The sequence below is a fragment of the Thalassovita mediterranea genome (genome assembly GCF_001458435.1).
Classification (GTDB): Bacteria; Pseudomonadota; Alphaproteobacteria; order Rhodobacterales; family Rhodobacteraceae; genus Thalassobius; species Thalassobius mediterraneus.
Genome location: NZ_CYSF01000001.1, coordinates 210,758 through 231,985, shown reverse-complemented (window position 1 = coordinate 231,985; position 21,228 = coordinate 210,758). Strand labels below are relative to the sequence as shown.

Below are 21,228 nucleotides of genomic sequence, written 5' to 3'. Positions count from 1 at the left end.
GTCTTGGGTGTCATTCTGGGCGCAGCTAACGCCGATTAGGTGCGCTCTGCAATAGCGGCCGCTTTGGCCAACAGTTTTGTCGCAGTTTCAACGTGCAGATTTTCAACAATTTTTCCGTCGACAACGGCCACGCCTTCGCCAGCAGCCTCGCATTCCTCGAACGCAGCAATCTGACGCTTGGCCAGTTCAATCTCTGCCTCAGAGGGTGCGAAAGCCACGTTGGTCACATCGACCTGCGCAGGGTGGATCAGGGTTTTGCCGTCAAAGCCCAGATCGCGGCCCTGATCGCATTCGGCCTTCAGGCCTTCGTCGTCTTTGAACTGGTTGTAAACGCCGTCAACAACGACAACGCCGTGGGCGCGTGCGGCCAGCAGCATGGTCTGCAGCGCCATCTGCATCGGCAGACGATCGGCGCGGAAACGGCAGTTCAATTCCTTCGCCAGATCGTTGGTGCCGGCCACGAAACCCTGCAACTGCGGGTGCGCAGCAATTTCCAGCGCGTTCAGCACGCCCAGCGGCGTTTCGATCATCGCCCAGATCGGGGTGTCATTGCCCAACCGATCGGCCAGCGCCTGCACATCAGCGGCAGAGTTCACCTTGGGCAGCAGGAAGGCATCGGCGTCCGCATCGCGCAGCGCTTCAACGTCGCCTCGGCCCCATTCGGTGTCCAGACCGTTGATACGGATGATCTTGGCACGGTTGCCATAGCCACCTTCTGCCAGCGCGGCCTTCAGGGTGTCGCGGGCACCGACTTTGGCGTCGGGCGCCACCGCATCTTCAAGGTCGAAGATGATCGCATCAACGGCCAGACCACGGGCCTTTTCCAGCGCACGGTCCTTGGACCCGGGAATATAAAGTACAGAGCGGTAAGGGCGGGCGGCCATATCCATTTCAGATCTCCTCGCAAGAATGTTGCGCAGTAAAGACCAAAATCGCCAAAAAAGTTCAAGGCAAATCTCGCCGCATCGCAGAAAACGCGGCGTCCGGCCGATCCGGACACGCGATCGAAGGGCCGCTCGGCCCGTTAACCGGATCTTCAGCCCGAAGCGTCAGCCTGTCCCCACCTCTTCGTTTCCCGAAAGGACATCTGATATGCCACGCCCCCTCGTCCAACCCGCAGCGCTATGCTGCGTCGCCCTCCTTCTTAGTGCGCAATCCGCACAGGCCACCGCGCCCAACATCTGCGCCCCGCGCGACAAAGTGGTCGATAAACTGGCCACAGATTACGGTGAAAGCCGACAATCCATCGGCCTTGGTCGTGACAATGCAGTGGTTGAGGTGTTTGCCTCCACCTCTTCTGGCACCTGGACAATCACCGTCACGCGCGCCGACGGGATGACCTGCCTTGTTGCCAGCGGTCAGGCCTTTGAAACTCTGGCGGAGGCCGCGCCAGCCGGTGGATCGGCTCTTTAGCGCAGTCCGATGCACACCATTCCAACCCACACCCTGACCGCGAATCTGCACACTGCATTATTCGCATGAAGGGGCACGGCCAACGCAGACAGAGCAAAAACGCAGTCTGATCACAAAAATGCGACAAACAGCCCGTTAGCGCCACCAGCCAATAGATACAGGGTTTTTCGGTATAAAAACCCAACGAAACCCCGCCCGCTGCATCGCAGCACCCTTGCGCGAAAGGCCGGAAACGACTACCCCATCCCCGATTTCAAAACGGACCGGAGAGAATTTCCATGGCCAGACCCAAGATTGCCCTCATCGGCGCAGGCAACATCGGTGGCACCCTTGCCCACCTCGCAGCTCTGAAAGAACTGGGCGACGTTGTCCTGTTCGACATCGCAGAAGGCCTGCCCGAAGGCAAAGCCCTCGACATCGCGGAATCGGGCCCCTCGGAAGGCTTCGACGCAGCAATGTCCGGCACCCAGTCCTACGAGGACATCGCTGGCGCCGACGTCTGCATCGTGACCGCAGGTGTGGCACGTAAACCGGGCATGTCGCGTGACGACCTGCTGGGCATCAACCTGAAAGTGATGAAGTCGGTTGGCGAAGGCATCGCAGCCCACGCGCCCGACGCATTCGTGATCTGCATCACCAACCCGCTGGACGCGATGGTTTGGGCGCTGCAGAAATTCTCGGGCCTGCCCGCGAACAAAGTATGCGGCATGGCTGGCGTTCTGGACTCCGCGCGCTTCCGTCACTTCCTGGCCGAAGAGTTCAACGTGTCCATGCGTGACGTCACCGCCTTCGTTCTGGGCGGCCACGGCGACACTATGGTTCCTTCGGTTCGCTACTCGACCGTTGCCGGTATCCCGCTGCCCGACCTGATCGAAATGGGTTGGACCACTCAGGAAAAACTGGACGCCATGGTTCAGCGCACCCGTGACGGTGGCGCCGAAATCGTTGGCCTGCTGAAAACCGGTTCCGCCTACTACGCACCGGCCACCAGCGCCATCGAAATGGCCGAAGCCTACCTGAAAGACCAAAAGCGCGTTCTGCCTTGCGCCGCCTACTGCGACGGTGAGATCGGCGTGAAAGACATGTACGTGGGTGTGCCCACCGTGATCGGCGCCGGCGGCATCGAGAAGGTTGTCGACATCAAGCTGAACAAAGAAGAGCAAGTGATGTTCGACAAATCCGTTGACGCCGTAAAAGGTCTGGTCGACGCATGTAAAGAGATCGACCCTTCGCTGGCATAAGCCATCGACGCCACTAGATCAGAGGGCTCGCCAACTGGCGGGCCCTTTTCAATTTGGGCAGCGGCCCCACCTCGGGACTACTCAGTGATTAGTACAAAGCATCTGTCAATATGGTCGTTTGTTAGCGCCCGACAGTCGCTTCGCGCACCTCATAGGCAATGAGTCGCAGACGCCACAACCAACCCGAGAACACGCTGCAACACCGTTACCTCAGTGTTACTTAGGTCCATATTTTGTGATCACACCCTCAAAAAGCGTGATCACAAAAATCGGAAAAACGGCGCAAAACCGCCCCTACGCACAAAAATTACTTAAAGAACCGTCTTCCCTGTGCGTATATCTGCGTAATCGTAGCAAGACGGGACAGTTTCATGAACATTCATGAGTATCAGGCGAAGGCTCTGCTTCGCGAATACGGCGCACCGGTTTCTGATGGACGTGTCGTCCTGAAGGCCGAAGATGCAAAAACCGCAGCTGGTGAGCTGGACGGCCCTCTGTGGGTTGTCAAAGCTCAGATCCACGCAGGTGGTCGCGGCAAAGGCTCCTTCAAGGAAGCAGACGCAGGCGAAAAAGGCGGTGTCCGCCTGGCCAAGTCGGTAGAAGAAGCCGCCGAAGAAGCCAAGAAAATGCTGGGTCGCACCCTGGTCACGCACCAGACCGGTCCGGTTGGCAAGCAGGTTAACCGCATCTACATCGAAGCAGGTTCGGACATCGAGCGTGAGCTGTATCTGGCTCTGCTGGTAGACCGCCAGACCTCGCGCATCTCCTTCGTGTGCTCCACCGAAGGCGGCATGGACATCGAAGAGGTTGCCGAAAGCACCCCTGAGAAAATCCTGTCCTTCTCCGTTGATCCGGCCACCGGCTACCAAGCGTACCACGGCCGTCGCATCGCGTTCGCCCTGGGCCTGGAAGGCACCGCGGTCAAGCAGTGCGTGAAACTGATGGGTCAGCTCTACAAAGCCTTCGTTGAGAAGGACATGGAGATGCTGGAAATCAACCCGCTGATCGTCATGCCCGGCAACGAGCTGAAGGTTCTGGACGCGAAACTGGGTTTCGACGGCAACGCGGTTTACCGCCACGCCGACGTTGCAGCCCTGCGCGACGAAACCGAAGAAGATCCCAAAGAGCTGGAAGCGTCGAAATACGACCTGAACTACATCGCTCTGGACGGTGAAATCGGCTGCATGGTGAACGGTGCTGGTCTGGCAATGGCCACCATGGACATCATCAAACTGTACGGCGCAGAGCCTGCAAACTTCCTCGACGTTGGCGGCGGCGCCACCAAAGAGAAAGTGACCGAAGCGTTCAAGATCATTACCTCGGACGAAAACGTCAAAGGCATCCTGGTCAACATCTTCGGCGGCATCATGCGTTGTGACGTGATTGCAGAAGGCGTTGTTGCGGCTGTGAAAGAAGTGGGCCTTGAGGTTCCGCTGGTCGTACGTCTGGAAGGCACCAATGTCGAGCAGGGTAAAGAGATCATCAACACCTCTGGCCTGAACGTCATCGCAGCCGACAACCTGTCGGACGGCGCCGAAAAGATCGTTAAAGCGGTTAAAGGCTAAGCCACAGAGATGAACACTGCGGTCACTCATAAAACTGCTGCCAAGCACGGAGACGTGCTGGTGTCGGTCGTTAGCCTAGAGCGCGCGACCGATCGGCGGTCCCTCGTGGCGGAGCAATTCGCCCATGCAGGGATCGACGCGCAGTTTTTTGATGCGACAGACGGCGTTAAAACACCCGAACTCTTGTCCGCATTTCACGATTTCGGCCCTTGGGGCGAAATGGAAATGCACGCGAAGGCATGCACGCACAGCCATATCGAGGCCTTGCGTGCATTCCTAAACTCCGACCAACGCTACTGCCTGATGCTGGAAGACGATGTGTTTCTGTCTCGGGATCTTGGTGCTTGGCTGGCGGACATGTCGTGGTGGCCAGAAGACGCTGATGTGGTCAAAATTGAACGCTGGCTGGACGACCGGATGGTTGTTTTGCTGGACCAGTCGGGAAAAACCCATCTGGGTCGGGACATCAAACGTCTGCGCTCGCGGCACTCTGGGACGGCAGGTTATCTGGTATCCCGTGCGGGTGCGCAGAAAATTGTCGCTCATGACAATCGTAACGTCCCAATCGACCACAACCTGTTCAACCGTGCGGTATCGCCGTTGGCACGCAAGCTGACGACATACCAAGTCAACCCGGCACTGTCGGTACAGGGCAACCTGCCCCCGCAGACAGAAACACTGAGCCAGCCTGATGGCGCAGCCAAGGCCAAGAACCCAGACCTGAAGTGGGCCAAACAGCGCAAAGCGTTGTTGCACGGCTGGCACGAAATCAAAGTGCTGCCGAAATACCTGCTTCTTTGGGCCCTAGGTAAGGTGAAACCGGTCAAGATCGCATGGCAAGACGTAGCAGACATCTCTTTTCGAAACACAACGCAAGATGCTGGGGCCGCACTTAACGCCTCCGCTTCTTCAAACTGAATTCAGAAAACAGGAGAACGCCAAATGGCAATCCTCGTAGACGAAAACACCAAAGTCATCTGTCAGGGCTTCACTGGCTCGCAGGGTACCTTCCACTCGGAGCAGGCGATTGCTTACGGCACCAAAATGGTTGGTGGTGTAACCCCCGGCAAAGGTGGCAACGAACATCTGGGCCTGCCCGTGTTCAACTCGGTTCACGAAGCCAAAGCCAAAACCGAAGCAAACGCATCGGTGATCTATGTTCCTCCGCCCTTCGCGGCTGACTCGATCCTCGAAGCGATCGACGCGGAAATGGAACTGATCGTCTGCATCACCGAAGGCATTCCGGTGCTGGACATGATGCGCGTGAAGCGTGCGCTGGAAGATAGCACCAGCCGTCTGATCGGCCCGAACTGCCCCGGCCTGATCACCCCCGGCGCCTGTAAAATCGGCATCATGCCCGGCCACATCCACAACCGTGGTTCGGTTGGCGTTGTGTCCCGTTCCGGCACCCTGACCTATGAAGCTGTGAAACAGACTTCGGACATCGGTCTGGGTCAGTCGACCGCCGTTGGTATCGGTGGCGACCCGATCAAAGGCACCGAGCACATCGACGTGCTGGACATGTTCCTGGACGATGATGAAACCACCTCGATCATCATGATCGGTGAAATCGGTGGTTCTGCCGAAGAAGAAGCAGCCGAGTTCCTGAAGGAACAGAAGAAAAAAGGCCGCTGGAAACCGACCGCAGGCTTCATCGCTGGCCGCACGGCGCCTCCGGGCCGCCGCATGGGCCACGCAGGCGCAATCGTCGCCGGCGGCAAAGGTGGTGCTGAGGACAAGATCGAAGCCATGAAATCGGCTGGCATCGTTGTTGCAGATAGCCCTGCAACCCTGGGTGAAGCCGTGCAGAAAGCAATCGAGCTCGGCTGATAAAAAGTTGAATTGGGGCGGGGTTGTTAACACCCCGCCCTTATTGCCACTTTACGATAACCGCCTGCGAAGCATCGCGGCAGGGACCGGAAACCGTATCACTCGGGTCTCTCTCCTGTTGCTTCAGGTCGGACACAAGGAACGCAAAAATGAACGATCAAAGCCCGAACGACCTCTTCCATGCTTCCAGCTTCATGCAGGGGCATAATGCTGAGTATCTGGAACAAATGTACGCCCGTTACGCCGCGGACCCCAATGCGGTGGACGAGGTCTGGCAGGAGTTCTTCCGCCAGCTGGGCGATGCAGAAATGGACGTCAAGGCGGAGGCCGCTGGCCCCTCCTGGGCGCGCAATGACTGGCCCCCGGTGCCCAACGATGATCTGACCGCCGCACTGGATGGTCAATGGCCTGCCCCCGCGCCCGAAGAGGCGAAAGGCGCAGGCAAGAAGATCAAAGAAAAGGCCGCCGAAAAAGGTGTTGAGGTTACGGACGAGGCGATCAAACGCGCCGTGCTGGATTCGATCCGCGCGCTGATGATCATCCGCGCCTATCGTATCCGCGGTCACTTGATCGCCGACATCGATCCGCTGAAAATGCGCGACCAGACCCCGCATCCGGAACTGGATTACAAATCCTATGGTTTCACCGATGCCGATCTGGACCGCCCGATCTTCATCGACAACGTGCTGGGCCTGCAGATTGCATCCCTGCGTCAGATCATGGAAATCGTGAAGCGCACCTACTGCGGCACCTTCGCGCTGCAGTATATGCACATCTCGAACCCCGAAGAGGCGTCCTGGCTGAAAGAGCGCATCGAGGGTTACAACAAAGAGATCACCTTTACCCGTGAGGGCCGCAAAGCGATCCTGAACAAACTGGTTGAGGCCGAGGGCTTTGAGAAGTTCCTGCATGTGAAATACATGGGCACCAAGCGTTTTGGTCTGGACGGCGGCGAAGCGCTGATCCCCGCGATGGAACAGATCATCAAGCGTGGCGGCAACCTGGGCGTCAAAGAGGTTGTGATCGGCATGCCGCACCGCGGCCGTCTGAACATCCTTGCCAACGTGATGAGCAAACCCTACCGCGCCATCTTCAACGAATTCCAGGGCGGCAGCTTCAAGCCCGAGGATGTTGATGGCTCCGGTGACGTGAAATACCACCTCGGTGCATCCTCGGACCGTGAATTTGACGGCAACAGCGTTCACTTGTCGCTGACCGCGAACCCCTCTCACCTTGAGGCGGTGAACCCCGTTGTTCTGGGCAAGGCACGCGCTAAGACCGATCAGATGAACGATGCGGAACGCACCTCGGTTATTCCGATCCTGCTGCACGGCGACGCGGCCTTTGCAGGTCAGGGTGTTGTGGCGGAATGTTTTGCCCTGTCGGGCCTGCGCGGTCACAAAACCGGCGGCACCATCCACATCGTGGTGAACAACCAGATCGGTTTCACCACTGCACCGCACTTCTCGCGTTCTTCGCCCTACCCCACCGACAACGCACTGGTGGTTGAGGCGCCGATCTTCCACGTGAACGGCGACGATCCCGAGGCCGTGGTCCACGCCGCCAAGGTTGCAACGGAATTCCGTCAGAAGTTCCGCAAAGACGTGGTTATCGACATCTTCTGCTACCGCCGGTTTGGTCACAACGAAGGCGATGAGCCGATGTTCACCAACCCGTTGATGTACAAAACCATCAAGAAGCATAAGACCACGCTGCAGCTTTACACCGATCGTCTGGTCAAGGACGGCCTGATCCCCGAGGGTGAGATCGAGGACATGAAGGCTTCGTTCCAGGCGCACCTGAACGAAGAGTTCGAGATCGGCAAAGAGTATAAGCCCAACAAAGCCGACTGGCTGGATGGCCGCTGGTCCCATCTGGACAAAAAGGATGCCGATTACGACCGTGGTCAGACCGCGATCAAACCGGAAACCCTGAAAGAAGTGGGCACTGCACTGAGCCGTCTGCCCGAAGGCTTCCCGTCGCACAAAACCGTTGCCCGTATTCTGGATGCCAAATCCAAAATGGTCGAAACCGGCAAAGGTTTCGACTGGGCGACTGCAGAAGCACTGGCGTTCGGCTCGCTCTTGACCGAAGGCTACCCTGTCCGTCTGGCCGGTCAGGACGCGACTCGCGGCACCTTCTCGCAGCGCCATTCCGGCATTGTGAACCAGGACACCGAAGAACGCTTCTACCCGCTGAACCACATCCGTGACGGTCAGGCGCGCTACGAAGTAATCGACTCGGCCCTGTCCGAATACGCGGTTTTGGGTTTTGAATACGGCTACTCGCTGGCAGAACCCAACGCGCTGACCATGTGGGAAGCACAGTTCGGTGACTTCGCCAACGGTGCGCAGATCATGTTCGACCAGTTCATCTCTTCGGGTGAATCGAAATGGCTGCGTATGTCGGGCCTCGTCTGCATGTTGCCGCACGGGTTTGAGGGTCAAGGCCCTGAACACTCGTCCGGTCGTCTGGAACGCTTCCTGCAGATGTGCGGTGGCGACAACTGGATCGTGGCAAACTGTACAACGCCTGCGAACTACTTCCACATTCTGCGCCGTCAGCTGCACCGGACCTTCCGTAAGCCTCTGATCCTGATGACACCCAAGTCGCTCTTGCGTCACAAACTGTGCATCTCGGAAGCCGAGGATTTCACCACCGGTTCCTCTTTCCACCGCGTGCTGTGGGATGATGCACAAAAAGGCAACTCCGACACCAATCTGGTCGCGGATGACAAGATCAAGCGCGTCGTGATGTGTTCGGGCAAGGTCTACTTCGACCTGCTGGAAGAGCGTGACGCCCGTGGCATCGACGATGTCTACCTGCTGCGTGTGGAACAGTATTACCCGTTCCCTGCCATGTCGCTGACCAAGGAGCTGGAACGCTTCAAGGACGCGGAAATGGTCTGGTGTCAGGAAGAGCCCAAGAACCAGGGCGCATGGTCGTTCATTGAACCCAACATCGAATGGTGTCTGACCCGCATCAAAGCAAAACACACCCGCCCGACCTACGCCGGTCGCGCCGCTTCGGCGTCGCCCGCAACCGGTCTGGCCAGCCAGCACAAAGCACAACAAGCCGCGCTTATTAACGAAGCGCTGACCATCGAAGGGAAATAACCCATGACGACTGAAGTTCGCGTCCCCACCCTGGGCGAATCCGTGACCGAAGCCACCGTCGCCACCTGGTTCAAACAGCCGGGTGATGCCGTGGCTGCCGACGAAATGCTCTGCGAGCTGGAAACCGACAAAGTCACCGTTGAGGTGCCCAGCCCCGCCGCTGGCACCCTGGCTGAAATTGTCGCCGCCGAAGGCGAAACCGTAGGTGTTGACGCCCTGTTGGCCAACATCACCGAAGGTGGCGCTGCTGCCGCTCCGGCCCCTGCCGCAGCAGCCGCACCTGCCGCCGCGCCCGCAGGCGATGCCCAATCCATCGACGTGATGGTGCCGTCCTTGGGTGAATCGGTGTCCGAGGCGACCGTGTCCACTTGGTTCAAACAGGTTGGTGACACTGTTGCAGCGGATGAAATGCTGTGTGAACTGGAAACCGACAAAGTGTCGGTTGAGGTGCCCGCACCTGCCGCTGGCGTTCTGGCCGAAATCGTTGCGCCCGAAGGCACCACTGTGGACGCCACCGCCAAACTGGCCGTGATCTCCTCCGGTGCTGGCGCCGCTGTTGCTGCAGCCCCCGCTGCTGCCCCCGCCCCCGCCGCAGCCCCCGCTGCCGGTGGTAAGGACATCAAAGATGGCCCCGCCGCTGAAAAAGCAATGGCAGAGGCAGGCATTGCCCGTGACGCCGTGACCGGCACCGGCCGTGACGGTCGCGCCACCAAGGCAGACGTGGCCCGCGCCGCAGCGGCCGCCGCAGCAGCCCCTGCCGCATCGCCCGCACCAGCCGCCATGCCGCGCGGTCCGGTCAGCGCCGACGACGCATCGCGTGAAGAGCGCGTGAAAATGACCAAGATGCGTCAGACCATCGCCCGCCGTCTCAAAGACAGCCAGAACACCGCCGCCATGCTGACCACCTACAACGAGGTGGACATGACCGAGGTGATGGCGCTGCGCAATCAGTACAAAGGCGACTTCGAGAAGAAGCACGGCGTGCGTCTGGGCTTCATGTCCTTCTTCACCAAAGCCTGTGTGCATGCGCTGAAAGAAGTGCCTGAGGTGAACGCAGAAATCGACGGCACCGACATCGTTTACAAAAACTACGTCCACATGGGCGTGGCTGCCGGCACCCCGCAGGGTCTGGTTGTTCCGGTGATCCGTGACGCCGACGCGATGTCCTTTGCAGAGATTGAGAAAGCAATCTCGGAAAAAGGCCGCCGCGCCCGTGACGGCAAACTGTCGATGGCAGAGATGCAGGGCGGCACCTTCACCATCTCCAACGGTGGTGTTTACGGCTCGCTGATGTCCTCGCCGATCCTGAACCCCCCGCAGTCCGGTATTCTGGGCATGCACAAAATCCAGGACCGTCCGATGGCAATCAACGGTCAGGTTGTGATCCGTCCGATGATGTATCTGGCCCTGTCCTACGACCACCGTATCGTTGACGGCAAAGGCGCCGTGACCTTCCTGGTACGCGTCAAAGAAGCGCTGGAAGATCCCCGCCGCCTGCTGATGGATCTGTAATACTAGCATCACAAAGGCGTGCCGGGACTATCTCGGCGCGCCTTTTTACTTTGGAGATGGCGATGTTGGGCGAAAACTCAGAGATTTCACGTCTTGAGCAAGCAAATACGCTAGGCCTCGCTTATCTACGCACCATGGTGACCTTGAACGGCGGGGCTATACTAGCCCTACTCACGTTCATAGGAAACGCTCAAGCACAAACAGCATTTTTCGTACCACTGCACACACTACGGCTTTCTCTGGCTTGTTTTCTTGTAGCGCTGGTCAGTCTTCTCGTTGCGTTGGTCGTTTCTTACTCCTTCACGGCAACTGCACCCGAAAGTCGATATTCGATTTTTTGGAACCGATGGATCGTAGCACTTAACTCAATCTTGGCCTTGATGTCGTTGGTGACATTTGCCCTTGGTGTGTTGTTTCTTCTGCTGGGGACTTCTTCCAAGTGAATAAAACGACGGCCATAACCTCCTGCATGCGCAATGAGGGGCTCTTTGTGCTGGAATGGATCGCGTACCATCAAACCCTTGGGTTTGATGAGGTGGTGATCGTGACCAATGATTGCACCGATGGATCCGACACCCTGCTGGACCTGCTCGCCGACCACGGCGTTGTGACCCACATCCGCCAGACGCTTACTGACGGCGACAATCCGCAGGATCGCGGCATGGACCTCGCCCTCGCCCATCTGCGCGAAACCAACACCACATGGTGCCTGCACATCGACAGCGATGAGTTTCTGCTGATCGAGGCGGGCGATGGCCACCTGCCCGACCTGATGCAGAACGTTTCAGACGCCGACTGCGTGCCGATCATCTGGCGCAACTTCGGCGACAGCGGCCTGACCAACTGGGCCGCGGGTGACAGCGTCCTCAACACCTTCACCCAAGCCGAAGCAACACCAGAGCCGGGCCAAAGCAAATCCAAATGCCTGTTCCGCACCGCCAGCTTCAATGCTGCCACGGACCACAACCCGCTGGCCCCCACCGTGGAGCAGCCCAAAGTGGTGAACGCCGACGGCGTAGAACTGTCCAACACGACGCTGACACAACGCAAATCCTCGCGCTTTCGCCCCCATGACATCGCCTGCGCGGCCAAAACCGCCCGCCTCAATCATTACGCGGTCAAATCGCAGGACCTGTTCCTGATGAAAAACGACCGTGGCGATGGGCAGGGCAAACGCGGCGACAGAAAATACCACCTCGGCTCTCGCTGGCACCGCCGCGCCAACCGCAATGACGTCACTGACCGCGCCATCCTGCGCCATTGGCCCGCGACCGCAGCGCGCCTAGCCGACCTGCGCGCCCTGCCCGGCGTCGCAGCCGCCGAACAGCACTGCCAGAACTGGTTCACCACCCGCCGCGCCGCCATCCTCACCGATGCACAACGCCAAAACTGGACCAAGGGAGCCATGACCGCATGACTTCACTGTTCCAAAAATATCCTCGGGGGACGGCCCGCATGGACCGGGGGGCAGACAGCCCCCGCCCCGCCCGCCAAACGAACATACATCTAGAACAAGAGACCTGACGGAGACACCTCATGGCACAATATGACGTCATCGTAATCGGCGCCGGCCCCGGCGGCTATGTAGCAGCAATCCGCTGCGCCCAGCTGGGCCTGAAAACCGCCTGTGTAGAAGGCCGCGACACTTTGGGCGGCACCTGCCTGAACGTGGGCTGCATCCCCTCGAAGGCGCTGCTGCACGCCAGCCACAACCTGCATGAAGCAGAGCACAACTTTGCCAAAATGGGCCTGAAAGGCGCGGCGCCGAAGGTCGATTGGGACCAGATGAAGTCCTACAAAAGCGAAGTTGTCGAAGGCAACACCAAGGGCATCGAGTTTCTGTTCAAAAAGAACAAGATCGACTGGCTGAAAGGCTGGGGCTCGATCCCCGAAGCGGGCAAAGTGAAGGTTGGCGATGAGGTCCATGAGGCCAAGAACATCATCGTTGCCTCTGGCTCGGAACCCTCCTCGATCCCGGGTGTTGAGATTGACGAAAACCTCGTCGTGTCCTCCACCGGTGCGCTGGATCTGCCGAAGATCCCGAAAAAGATGGTTGTCATCGGCGCCGGTGTGATCGGTCTGGAACTGGGGTCTGTTTATCAGCGTCTGGGCACTGAGGTGACGGTTGTTGAATTCCTCGACAAAATCACCCCCGGCATGGACGGCGACATCCAGAAGAACTTCCAGAAGATGCTGAAAAAGCAGGGTCTGAACTTCATCATGGGTGCGGCTGTGCAGAAGGTGGAAACCACCAAGTCCAAAGCCAAGGTCACCTATCAGCTGCGCAAGGATCAGTCCGAGGCAACGCTGGACGCCGATGTGGTTCTGGTGGCAACGGGCCGCAAACCCTACACCGACGGTCTGGGTCTGGAAGCACTGGGCGTTGAAATGTCGCCGCGCGGTCAGATCAAAACCAACAGCCATTGGGAAACCAACGTCAAAGGCATCTACGCCATCGGTGACGCCATCGACGGGCCGATGCTGGCGCACAAAGCCGAAGACGAAGGCATGGCCGCCGCTGAATGCATCGCTGGCAAACATGGCCACGTGAACTATGACGTGATCCCCGGAGTGATCTACACCACGCCCGAAGTGGCCAGCGTCGGCAAAACCGAAGAGCAGCTGAAAGAAGAGGGCCGCGCCTACAAGGTTGGCAAGTTTCCCTTCATGGGCAACGCCCGCGCCAAGGCCGTGCATCAGGGTGACGGCTTCGTCAAACTGCTGGTCGATGCGGAATCCGACCGCATTCTGGGCTGCCACATCATTGGCCCGGCTGCAGGTGACCTGATCCACGAGATCTGCGTTGGCATGGAATTCGGCGCCTCTGCCGAAGACATCGCCCTGACCTGCCATGCACACCCCACCTTCTCCGAGGCGGTTCGTGAGGCAGCACTGGCCTGCGGCGACGGCGCGATCCACGCTTAACTCCCCCTTCCCCTCCCGATCACAAGAGTCGGGAGGGGATCATTTACCAATGACGTTTTCCCCAAAAATCCTTATCCGCTTTGCCGCCGTGATCTGCATCGGATTGGCAACCGGCTACCTATTGAGGGGCCAGTTCGGCCCTTCTGCGTTGGACCGTCACGCCCACCGCGTCTTCGATCGTTTCGCATCCATCTGCCTATCCGCCATAGAAACGTCCCCACCCGCTGCCTTTCTAACCGGTGACGATTTGGGCCTGACAGCGGTTGCCACCGGCGCGGATACAGTCAGTTGGATTGACACCGACAGCAACGGCATCCTGTCCGTCACCAACCGCCGCTGCGGGTTGGAGTTCTATCAAGACACCGCCAGCCACTTGATTGACGCAGCCGATATCCTGCAATCCCGCACGGCAGACTTTCTGGCCGACCATGTGCCACACCTCACAATCGATCCAAAGGCAAAACTGAACCCCAACGACCGCTTTGTCGCTTGGACCAATTGGGCCGACACGCGGACTGGTGACGAGCGCCGCTGGGGGCTCACGTTACTGGCAGGGCGGCACACAGTTGGCGAACCCTATGTTTCGTTGTCCGTTACTTTGCCATGGGATCAATAGCCGCAAGAAAATGCTGCGACCTCGAGTTGTTTTGGCTACACATTGGGATAACCGTTGGCGATCCGTCATCAGCACCCAGACAATGGCAGCATAACACCAGGCATCTTGAACAAATGCGATGACAGCGAAACAGCTTTTTTATCGACACAAACTCCGCCAGCGCATTTTGGCCAAGCTGCGTCCTCTGGGACGCCTGCCGAAATTGCGCATCGCCCTCAGCACGGATCAACTGGGGAGCCATGACCTGCGCATCATCCGCCAAGGTGAGGCACTGCGTCTGGAGGTTCATCCCTTCGCCTTCAAAAGACCAGCGCGCGCGCCCATGCAACGCTATGCGGCTACATGGGTTCATTGGTTTTTGCAGGCCCCCTCCAGCGTGAACAGCATTGTCGGCGAGGTTTCGGATGGACAATTTCCCACCTGCGCAGACTTCAGCTTTTCCAGTTTCACCGACGGGATCGCACTGGTGCCTGACGCCCATTTCTTTGAAGAGCGCGGATATGAGGCCACACGGCAGTTCATGGCGTCCCAGAATACCGCATGGCACGACCGCAGCGACGATCTGGTATGGCGCGGGCGGTTGAACAACACAGGCGTTGCCTCCGATGATCCGTCTGCATTGAACGCGCCATGGGCACAGCAACGGCTGCGCATGGTGCTAGCGTGTCAGGATCTGGATGTTGATTTTAAGTTTGTCGCTGGCAACCCCACAGAATACGAGCCGTGGCTCCACGCGCGCGGTTACATTGCCGATCCGATCGCGCAGAACAGCTGGGCGCAACGCAAATTCGCCATCGTGATTGATGGCTTTTCAAATGCCTGGAGTGCCTATTTCAAAGCGATGCTGATGGGCTGCTGCGTGCTGCGCGTCGACAGTCCGCATGGGTACAAACAATGGTACTACGACCAACTGCGTCCTTACGAACACTACGTCCCCATCCGTGCGGACCTTTCGGATCTGGACACACAAATTAACTGGATCCGTCAAAACGATGATCAAGCCCGCGCAATTGCTGCAGCGGGGCAAAGGGTCGTAAACGCGATGACATGGGACAGCGAATGTAAACGGGTTGGCCATATCATCGCTGCCAAGGCAGGTGCTGCATGAATGACTTAGCAAACAAACGTGTTCTGGTTGCTGGCGGGGCGGGGTTCATCGGATCGCATCTGGTGGATGCGTTGACCGCAGCCGGGGCTGTGCCTGTTGTGATAGACAATTTCCACACCGGCGATGCGACCTTGGTGGACCATCTCGATGACCTCGAGGTGCTGGAACATGACATCATCCGCCCTATCCCCGATAGCCTGGGGGCTGTGGACCTGATCTACAACCTCGCCTGCCCAGCCGCGCCGTTGCATTATCAGGCGGACCCGCTGCGTACATGGCGCACTTCGGTCTACGGGACTGACAATCTGGTCGAATATGCCCGCAAACACGGTGCGCGATTTGTGCAATCCTCGACCAGCGAGGTCTACGGCGATCCCCTGATTTCGCCACAACGCGAAGATTACACCGGCAACGTCTCCATGCATGGCATTCGCGCCTGTTATGACGAGGGCAAGCGCGCTGCAGAAACCCTGCTGATGGACATGATCCGCACCTATGATCTGGATATTCGCATCGCGCGCCTGTTTAACACCTATGGCCCGCGGATGGCCCTGAATGACGGGCGAGTGGTGCCGAACTTTGTGCGTCAGGCGCTGGCTGGTGAGCCACTGACCGTATACGGCCACGGCCAGCAAACCCGCTGTTTCTGCTACGTCGCTGATACGGTCGAGGCGCTGATGCGCCTAGGCGGGCGCGATGGGCTACAGGGGTTGGTGGTCAACATCGGCAGCGACGTGGAACAAACGGTCTATAGCCTGGCCGAGGCGGTGGCAGAATTGTTGGAGGTTCCACTTCGGACCGAGGAATGCCCGATGCCGCAGGATGATCCGCAACTGCGCCGGCCAGATCTGACCCGCGCCCGTGAAAGGCTGGATTGGCGGGCGACCACACCACTGCGCACCGGACTTGCGCGGGTTGTGGAACATTTCCGCGGCAACGCCGCAATCCAAACGCGTCAACCAGCATGACAAAACGGGGCACTCAGGAGCGCCCCGTTTCTTTGGGCTGCTGCGGGATCACCCCTGAAACCAGCCAAGGCGTTGGAACAACAAACGGTCAAGGATCAGCGCGACAATCAGGCTGGCGCCCATCAGCGGCAGCAGGACCGACAGCACCGTAATCAGCGCGATCATCCCCCAGCCCATAGAGGCGTCAGGCGCCGCAGGCACGCCGAGGCCCCCCGCAGGGCGGCGTTTCCACCACGCCACAAAGCCGCTCAGCGCCAGCGCAAAGGCCAGCAGTGCCGCCAATGTGTTCTGGGCAAGGTTCAACCAACCGTACATCTCGCCCTGATGGAACGAGATACCCCAGCTGACCGCGCGCGCCACCACCGGGTTGTCACCAAAGTCATGCCGTTTCAGCACTGCACCGCTGTATTGATCGATGATCAGCTCTGTCTGTTCGCTGCGATCTATATGGGCGGATCGGATCCAGAAGGCGGCGCTGTCATTTTTCGGCGGGCGCATTTCATAGGGCGCAGCCAGCCCCTCTGCAGCGGCGATGGCGAAAACCTGATCATAGGGCAGCGTCACGCCCTCGCTAGCGGTGGATTTCGGCACCGAACGGCTGAAGCGAAGGCTACCGCTTTTCTGACCTGTCTGTTCCTGCACATACTTCAGGCTTCCGCCCCAAACATCCGTCCACGGCAGGCCGGTCACGAGGATCGGCACCACCAATATGGTCGCCAGAAAACCGGTGAACAGGTGCGTTTCACGCCACCAGCTGCGACCTCGTTTGGGGCTGCCCTTCGGCGGGCTGACAGCGCGGCGCAGGCTGCGTGATCCGCGCGGCCACCACAGGTAGATACCAGTGATGAACATCACGATGGCCCAATGCGCGGATAGTTCGACAAACTTGGTGCCGGTCTTGCCCAGCAGCAGCTCGCCGTGGAACTTCTTCAGCATCCGCATCGGGGTGTCATCACGCGCCACATGGCCCAGCAGCTCGCCCGTATAGGGGTTGATCCACGCATAAGATCGCACGTTGGCGGCGGTGTTAAACTCCACCAAAGTGGAGCGCGTGGGATCGTCATACTGCGTGATACCGCGCAGGCGTTTCACCCCCGGCGCGTCGGGGGTATTAGCGGTGAGGGAGGCAAGCTGATCCTCCACACTCAACCGCGCCTCACCTTCGGTGACGAACATCTGATCGGCGTACAGCCACGCCTCAATCTGCGGTTTATAGAGATAGACGCCACCCGTGAGGGCCAGCATTGCCATGAAGGGCAAAACATAAAGCGATGCGAGGAAGTGCCATTTCCACACAAGGCGATAGAGCACGCCGCCCGATGCAACATCGGGGCGTGCCGACAGGGTCATGTCGGTCATTTTGGATAGTCCTGTTAGATCTGAATTTCGATTGAATTGGGGGAAATCAGATCAAAACAGGGGGCGCGCGACTGGGCTCCTGCAGGCGCAGGCGGTCCACCTGATCGGCAGGGTTCGGGCAGGCGATGAAGGGGCAGCGGTAGCTGCGGGCCAGTGCCACCCATTTGGGCGCGTGGGTCAGATCATGTGTGGTCACATCGCCCATGACGCAGTGTTCGACCGCTGGCTCCACCTCTTCGACAGGTTCACCTTCGGCGTCGAGGGTCATGGTGATCATTTCCGATCCGGTACAGATGGTCACGACCATCACACCGGGCACAAGGGTAGCGATCACTGCCGACATCTTCGGCAGCAGCAGGCCCACAACTGTGACCAAGATCAGAAGTGTTTGAAAACACGCGCGGATCATGGCGGCGTAGAAATCACATCACGGGGATGTGAGGCAAGGGCAAATCGCGCCCTTGCTGCCGTCGTCTTACCACATCGACTGCACCGCGCGGTCGGGCCAGTCGCGGTCATAGGCGTCGCCGTCAATGTCGCCTTGGGTCATTTCGGTCAGGATGGTGCCGATTGTGGGCACCTCACCGCTTTCGTCACCAGCGGTCCATAGGCGCGACCGCATGACGGCACGAGCGCATTGCACATAGACCTCTTCGATCCGGATCACGGTGACGGAACGGGGCAGCTTGCCGTTCTTTTCAAACCGCGCGCGCAGGCCGTCATCAAAGGTCACACGGGCCTGCCCGTTGACTCGCACCACATTGGCCGACCCCGGCACCATGAACATCAGCGCAATACGCGGGTCACGTACAATGTTGCGCAGGGTGTCGATGCGGTTGTTGCCGTGCCAGTCGGGCAGCGCCAGCGTGCGCTCATCCAGTTCCAGCACCACCGGCCCCTCATCCCCACGCGGGCTGCCATCGGCGCCTTCGGGGCCAACGGTGGACACCACGCAGAACCGCGATGCCATGATCCAGCGGCGATATTCCGGCGTCAGCCGCTTGGCGACCTTGGTGATCGGCGCGCCTTTGGCGGTGCCATAGACCGCCTCTAGCTCTGCAACGTCGGTGACCCATTCCATTGGTCTATCCCCTATGTGGTAGATGTCAGTCGACGGGTATCACACCTCATAGCCCGCTTCACGCATAAGAGCATTGGACCGTGTTTCTACCACATCTTCGAGCTGCGCCATGAAATCGGATTTCTCCAGCTCTGGCGACAGGCGCGGCAGAAATTCCACGACGGCCAGGCCGGGTTTGCGCACCACACCGCGTTTCGGCCACAGCACACCGATGTTGGTGGCCACGGGCACCACATCCTGCCCCGTTTCGCGGGCCAAAACATAGGTGCCGACCTTGTAGGGCAGATTTTCCCCCGGTGCGACGCGTGTGCCTTGGGAATAGATCACCAACTGCCCCGGTTCCTGTGCACCGCTGGCGACATCTTCGACCATCTTCTTGATCGCCGCACCACGTTTGCCACGGGCTACGGGAACGCAGCCGATACGCGCACCGTATTGACCGATAATCGGCATAAAGAGGATTTCACGTTTCATAATGAACTTGCCCGCCGGAATGGCGCTAAAGATCAGCAAGACGTCAAAGAACGACATATGCTTGGCCGCGATGATCACCTCATCCGTGGGCGGCTCGCCACGAACCTCACTTTTCAGGCCCAGCATCCAGCCTGCGGTCCAGATGATCCAGTTTGCGTAGAACGTGCAGCCAGCAAATGCACCGCGACGGCTGATCAGCGCCCATGGAAAGAACACGATCCCGACAATGACCATCATCACATACATGTGGATGTTGAACAAAAGGCTGCGCAGCCAGCGCCAAGCATAGGCCATTACGGCATCTCCCTCAGTTTACGGTGCGCCGCAGCGCGGGTGGCGGCCAAAGCAACCGCGCCGCCCAGAACAGGAATGCACAGTGGCCACAGCCAATGCGTCCCCTGAAAGCCAAGACCCGTTAAAAACCCACTGCTGGTTTCCGCCTCTGGCAGCAGCCAGATCGCTGCGGTGCCTGCCAGCGCACCAATGGCCGCACCGACGAAGCCCCGATAGGTAAAGCGGCGTACAAAGGCCCCCGCGATATAGCTGTCTTGCGCGCCAACCAGCCGCAGCACCTTGATCACCTGTGTGTTGGCCGACAACGCCGCCGAGGCCGCCAGCGTGATCATCGCCGCCATCGCGCCCCCGATCAGCAAAAACGCAGTCCACCCCAACAACCGGATACGGCTGGCAGCCGCCACCAACGGTTTGCGCCAGCGGGTATGATCATCCAGCACTGCGCCGGGCACCTCTGCCGCCAGTCGCAGCCGCAGGCCCGTGCTGTCATATCCAGTGGAGGTTTCGTTTACTTCAATCAGCTGCGGGATCGGCAAATCCTCGACCGGCAGGTCGGGACCAAAGAACGGCTCTAGCAGCGCCTTTTGTTCCTCAGCCGTCAGCGCGCGGGCACTGGCGACACCGGGGGTGGTTTCCAGCACCTTCAGCGCGGCGGCGATTTGAACCTGCATCTGGTCCTCTGGCGCTGAAATGCGCAGGGTGGAGGAGCGCGCCAGTTCATTCGACCAGCGATCTGCCAAACGCCCCGACGCCAGCGTCAGCGCCATTGCAAAGACCGCCAAAAACGCCATCGCAGCGGCGCTAAATGTGGTCAGTGTGGCGGTAAATCCGGTGGGTGGCACCACGCGGTCGGCTTGCGCGTCGGGAATGAACAACGCCGTGAGGGTTTTCAACAGCTTCATAGATCTGCCCCCGCCAGTTGCACACGACGGTTGGCGATCCGCAGCACGCGGGCCTGAATCTGTCCCTTGGCAGCGCGGATCAGGTTCATATCGTGGGTGGCCACCATCACGGTTTTGCCCATGCGGTTCAATTCCACCAACAGGCGCAGCAGGCGTTGGGACATTTCCCAGTCAATGTTGCCGGTGGGTTCATCCGCAAGGATCACATCGGGCGACATGATCACCGCGCGGGCCAGCGCGGCCCGTTGGCGTTCCCCGCCTGACAGCTCAGGCGGCAGAGCATCCGCGCGGGATTTCAACCCGACCCAAGCCATCAACTCCTTGAGGTTGGCCAGTTCATCAATGTTGTCACGGCCTGATACATTCAGCGGCAACGCAATATTTTCTGAAATCGGCAGGTGGTCCAGAAACTGGCAATCCTGATGCACCACACCGATCCGGCGCCGCATCATCGCCATTTCGTCGCGGTCCAGCGACCGCACATCGCGATCAAACAGCCGCGCCTGACCTGCGGTGGGCTGCAGCGCCCCGTAGCACAGCTTCATAAAGGTGGTTTTTCCGGCACCCGATGGCCCCGTTAGGAAGTGAAACGAACCCGGCGACAGTTGCAGGCTGATTTCACTCAGCAATTCACCCCCGCCATAGCTGTAGGCCACATTGTCTAGCTCAATCACGGGGGGTCCTCGTTCTGCCTACGCATTGCTTTTATTCTTGGTGTCTTTTTCTGCACGAGCAGCCGCCCAGATGCAATGCGCCAAAATAAGTGGCAGCTGCACGCGGGGCGCGCATCAGCCGGTTTTTGCCCCGCTTTGCCCGTGACAGCG

Annotated in this window: 19 protein-coding genes; 12 read left to right on the top strand and 7 right to left on the bottom strand. The window is 59.2% G+C overall.

What is annotated here, in order from left to right; all coding sequences use genetic code 11:
- Positions 1–35: 35 nt before the first annotated feature.
- The gene (locus tag TM5383_RS01160) at positions 36–890 is read right to left on the bottom strand and encodes an HpcH/HpaI aldolase/citrate lyase family protein (RefSeq protein ID WP_058317212.1); all 855 of its coding nucleotides are present in this window, start codon (positions 888–890) and stop codon (positions 36–38) included.
- A 202-nt stretch (positions 891–1,092) separates the two neighbouring features.
- On the opposite strand from TM5383_RS01160, the gene TM5383_RS01155 reads away from it, so the two are divergent.
- From TM5383_RS01155 to TM5383_RS01095, 12 genes are all read left to right on the top strand, one after another.
- On the top strand, positions 1,093–1,413 hold the full coding sequence (locus TM5383_RS01155; RefSeq protein ID WP_058317211.1) for a hypothetical protein: 321 nt from the start codon (positions 1,093–1,095) through the stop codon (positions 1,411–1,413).
- A 278-nt stretch (positions 1,414–1,691) separates the two neighbouring features.
- Positions 1,692–2,654 carry a malate dehydrogenase gene (gene mdh / locus TM5383_RS01150; RefSeq protein WP_058317210.1) on the top strand — a complete coding sequence of 321 codons (963 nt, stop codon included), beginning with the start codon at positions 1,692–1,694 and terminating at the stop codon, positions 2,652–2,654.
- A gap of 371 nt (positions 2,655–3,025) precedes the next feature.
- Positions 3,026–4,219 carry an ADP-forming succinate--CoA ligase subunit beta gene (gene sucC / locus TM5383_RS01145; RefSeq protein WP_058317209.1) on the top strand — a complete coding sequence of 398 codons (1,194 nt, stop codon included), beginning with the start codon at positions 3,026–3,028 and terminating at the stop codon, positions 4,217–4,219.
- A gap of 9 nt (positions 4,220–4,228) precedes the next feature.
- Positions 4,229–5,137 (top strand): glycosyltransferase family 25 protein, encoded by a 909-nt coding sequence (locus TM5383_RS01140; RefSeq protein ID WP_058317208.1) that lies wholly within the window; start codon positions 4,229–4,231, stop codon positions 5,135–5,137.
- A 24-nt stretch (positions 5,138–5,161) separates the two neighbouring features.
- Positions 5,162–6,049, top strand: a complete 888-nt coding sequence (sucD, locus tag TM5383_RS01135; protein WP_058317207.1) for a succinate--CoA ligase subunit alpha — start codon at positions 5,162–5,164, stop codon at positions 6,047–6,049.
- A gap of 149 nt (positions 6,050–6,198) precedes the next feature.
- Positions 6,199–9,165: a 2-oxoglutarate dehydrogenase E1 component gene (locus TM5383_RS01130; RefSeq protein WP_058317206.1), complete on the top strand. Its 2,967-nt coding sequence runs from the start codon at positions 6,199–6,201 to the stop codon at positions 9,163–9,165.
- Positions 9,166–9,168: 3 nt separating this feature from the next.
- Positions 9,169–10,677, top strand: coding sequence for a 2-oxoglutarate dehydrogenase complex dihydrolipoyllysine-residue succinyltransferase (odhB, locus tag TM5383_RS01125; RefSeq protein ID WP_058317205.1), 1,509 nt, complete (start codon positions 9,169–9,171; stop codon positions 10,675–10,677).
- A gap of 439 nt (positions 10,678–11,116) precedes the next feature.
- On the top strand, positions 11,117–12,094 hold the full coding sequence (locus TM5383_RS01115; protein WP_159438569.1) for a glycosyltransferase family 2 protein: 978 nt from the start codon (positions 11,117–11,119) through the stop codon (positions 12,092–12,094).
- A gap of 119 nt (positions 12,095–12,213) precedes the next feature.
- Positions 12,214–13,602, top strand: a complete 1,389-nt coding sequence (gene lpdA, locus TM5383_RS01110) for a dihydrolipoyl dehydrogenase (protein ID WP_058317202.1) — start codon at positions 12,214–12,216, stop codon at positions 13,600–13,602.
- Between the two features lie 49 nt (positions 13,603–13,651).
- A complete protein-coding gene (locus TM5383_RS01105) occupies positions 13,652–14,218 on the top strand; it encodes a hypothetical protein (RefSeq protein ID WP_058317201.1) in 567 nt (188 codons plus the stop codon).
- A gap of 118 nt (positions 14,219–14,336) precedes the next feature.
- Positions 14,337–15,326 carry a glycosyl transferase family 90 gene (locus tag TM5383_RS01100; RefSeq protein WP_058317200.1) on the top strand — a complete coding sequence of 330 codons (990 nt, stop codon included), beginning with the start codon at positions 14,337–14,339 and terminating at the stop codon, positions 15,324–15,326.
- The gene (locus TM5383_RS01095) at positions 15,323–16,294 is read left to right on the top strand and encodes an NAD-dependent epimerase/dehydratase family protein (RefSeq protein WP_058317199.1); all 972 of its coding nucleotides are present in this window, start codon (positions 15,323–15,325) and stop codon (positions 16,292–16,294) included. The genes TM5383_RS01100 and TM5383_RS01095 overlap by 4 nt, the downstream gene beginning before the upstream one ends.
- Positions 16,295–16,342: 48 nt before the next feature.
- Here TM5383_RS01095 and TM5383_RS01090 read toward each other — a convergent pair whose 3' ends face one another.
- The 6 genes from TM5383_RS01090 to TM5383_RS01065 form a co-directional block, all read right to left on the bottom strand.
- The gene (locus TM5383_RS01090) at positions 16,343–17,653 is read right to left on the bottom strand and encodes a PepSY-associated TM helix domain-containing protein (protein WP_058317198.1); all 1,311 of its coding nucleotides are present in this window, start codon (positions 17,651–17,653) and stop codon (positions 16,343–16,345) included.
- A 46-nt stretch (positions 17,654–17,699) separates the two neighbouring features.
- The gene (locus TM5383_RS01085; RefSeq protein WP_058317197.1) at positions 17,700–18,062 is read right to left on the bottom strand and encodes a hypothetical protein; all 363 of its coding nucleotides are present in this window, start codon (positions 18,060–18,062) and stop codon (positions 17,700–17,702) included.
- Positions 18,063–18,128: 66 nt separating this feature from the next.
- Positions 18,129–18,734, bottom strand: coding sequence for a pyridoxamine 5'-phosphate oxidase family protein (locus TM5383_RS01080; RefSeq protein ID WP_058317196.1), 606 nt, complete (start codon positions 18,732–18,734; stop codon positions 18,129–18,131).
- Between the two features lie 39 nt (positions 18,735–18,773).
- A complete protein-coding gene (locus TM5383_RS01075; RefSeq protein WP_058317195.1) occupies positions 18,774–19,502 on the bottom strand; it encodes a lysophospholipid acyltransferase family protein in 729 nt (242 codons plus the stop codon).
- Entirely contained in the window at positions 19,502–20,404 is a 903-nt protein-coding gene (locus TM5383_RS01070) for a cell division protein FtsX (protein WP_058317194.1), read from the bottom strand. Before TM5383_RS01070 ends, TM5383_RS01075 begins: the two co-directional genes overlap by 1 nt.
- Positions 20,401–21,078 carry a cell division ATP-binding protein FtsE gene (locus TM5383_RS01065; protein WP_058317193.1) on the bottom strand — a complete coding sequence of 226 codons (678 nt, stop codon included), beginning with the start codon at positions 21,076–21,078 and terminating at the stop codon, positions 20,401–20,403. Before TM5383_RS01065 ends, TM5383_RS01070 begins: the two co-directional genes overlap by 4 nt.
- Positions 21,079–21,228 lie beyond the last annotated feature (150 nt).

Excerpts from the sequence above, each read along its gene's own strand:
- TM5383_RS01075 (WP_058317195.1), bottom strand. The coding sequence starts at position 19,502 with ATGGCCTATGCTTGGCGCTGGCTGCGCAGCCTTTTGTTCAACATCCAC.
- mdh (WP_058317210.1), top strand. The coding sequence starts at position 1,692 with ATGGCCAGACCCAAGATTGCCCTCATCGGCGCAGGCAACATCGGTGGC.
- TM5383_RS01080 (WP_058317196.1), bottom strand. The coding sequence starts at position 18,734 with ATGGAATGGGTCACCGACGTTGCAGAGCTAGAGGCGGTCTATGGCACC.
- TM5383_RS01140 (WP_058317208.1), top strand. The coding sequence starts at position 4,229 with ATGAACACTGCGGTCACTCATAAAACTGCTGCCAAGCACGGAGACGTG.
- sucC (WP_058317209.1), top strand. The coding sequence starts at position 3,026 with ATGAACATTCATGAGTATCAGGCGAAGGCTCTGCTTCGCGAATACGGC.
- TM5383_RS01100 (WP_058317200.1), top strand. The coding sequence starts at position 14,337 with ATGACAGCGAAACAGCTTTTTTATCGACACAAACTCCGCCAGCGCATT.
- TM5383_RS01130 (WP_058317206.1), top strand. The coding sequence starts at position 6,199 with ATGAACGATCAAAGCCCGAACGACCTCTTCCATGCTTCCAGCTTCATG.
- lpdA (WP_058317202.1), top strand. The coding sequence starts at position 12,214 with ATGGCACAATATGACGTCATCGTAATCGGCGCCGGCCCCGGCGGCTAT.
- TM5383_RS01155 (WP_058317211.1), top strand. The coding sequence starts at position 1,093 with ATGCCACGCCCCCTCGTCCAACCCGCAGCGCTATGCTGCGTCGCCCTC.
- TM5383_RS01070 (WP_058317194.1), bottom strand. The coding sequence starts at position 20,404 with ATGAAGCTGTTGAAAACCCTCACGGCGTTGTTCATTCCCGACGCGCAA.
- odhB (WP_058317205.1), top strand. The coding sequence starts at position 9,169 with ATGACGACTGAAGTTCGCGTCCCCACCCTGGGCGAATCCGTGACCGAA.
- sucD (WP_058317207.1), top strand. The coding sequence starts at position 5,162 with ATGGCAATCCTCGTAGACGAAAACACCAAAGTCATCTGTCAGGGCTTC.
- TM5383_RS01085 (WP_058317197.1), bottom strand. The coding sequence starts at position 18,062 with ATGATCCGCGCGTGTTTTCAAACACTTCTGATCTTGGTCACAGTTGTG.
- TM5383_RS01160 (WP_058317212.1), bottom strand. The coding sequence starts at position 890 with ATGGATATGGCCGCCCGCCCTTACCGCTCTGTACTTTATATTCCCGGG.
- TM5383_RS01105 (WP_058317201.1), top strand. The coding sequence starts at position 13,652 with ATGACGTTTTCCCCAAAAATCCTTATCCGCTTTGCCGCCGTGATCTGC.
- TM5383_RS01095 (WP_058317199.1), top strand. The coding sequence starts at position 15,323 with ATGAATGACTTAGCAAACAAACGTGTTCTGGTTGCTGGCGGGGCGGGG.
- TM5383_RS01090 (WP_058317198.1), bottom strand. The coding sequence starts at position 17,653 with ATGACCGACATGACCCTGTCGGCACGCCCCGATGTTGCATCGGGCGGC.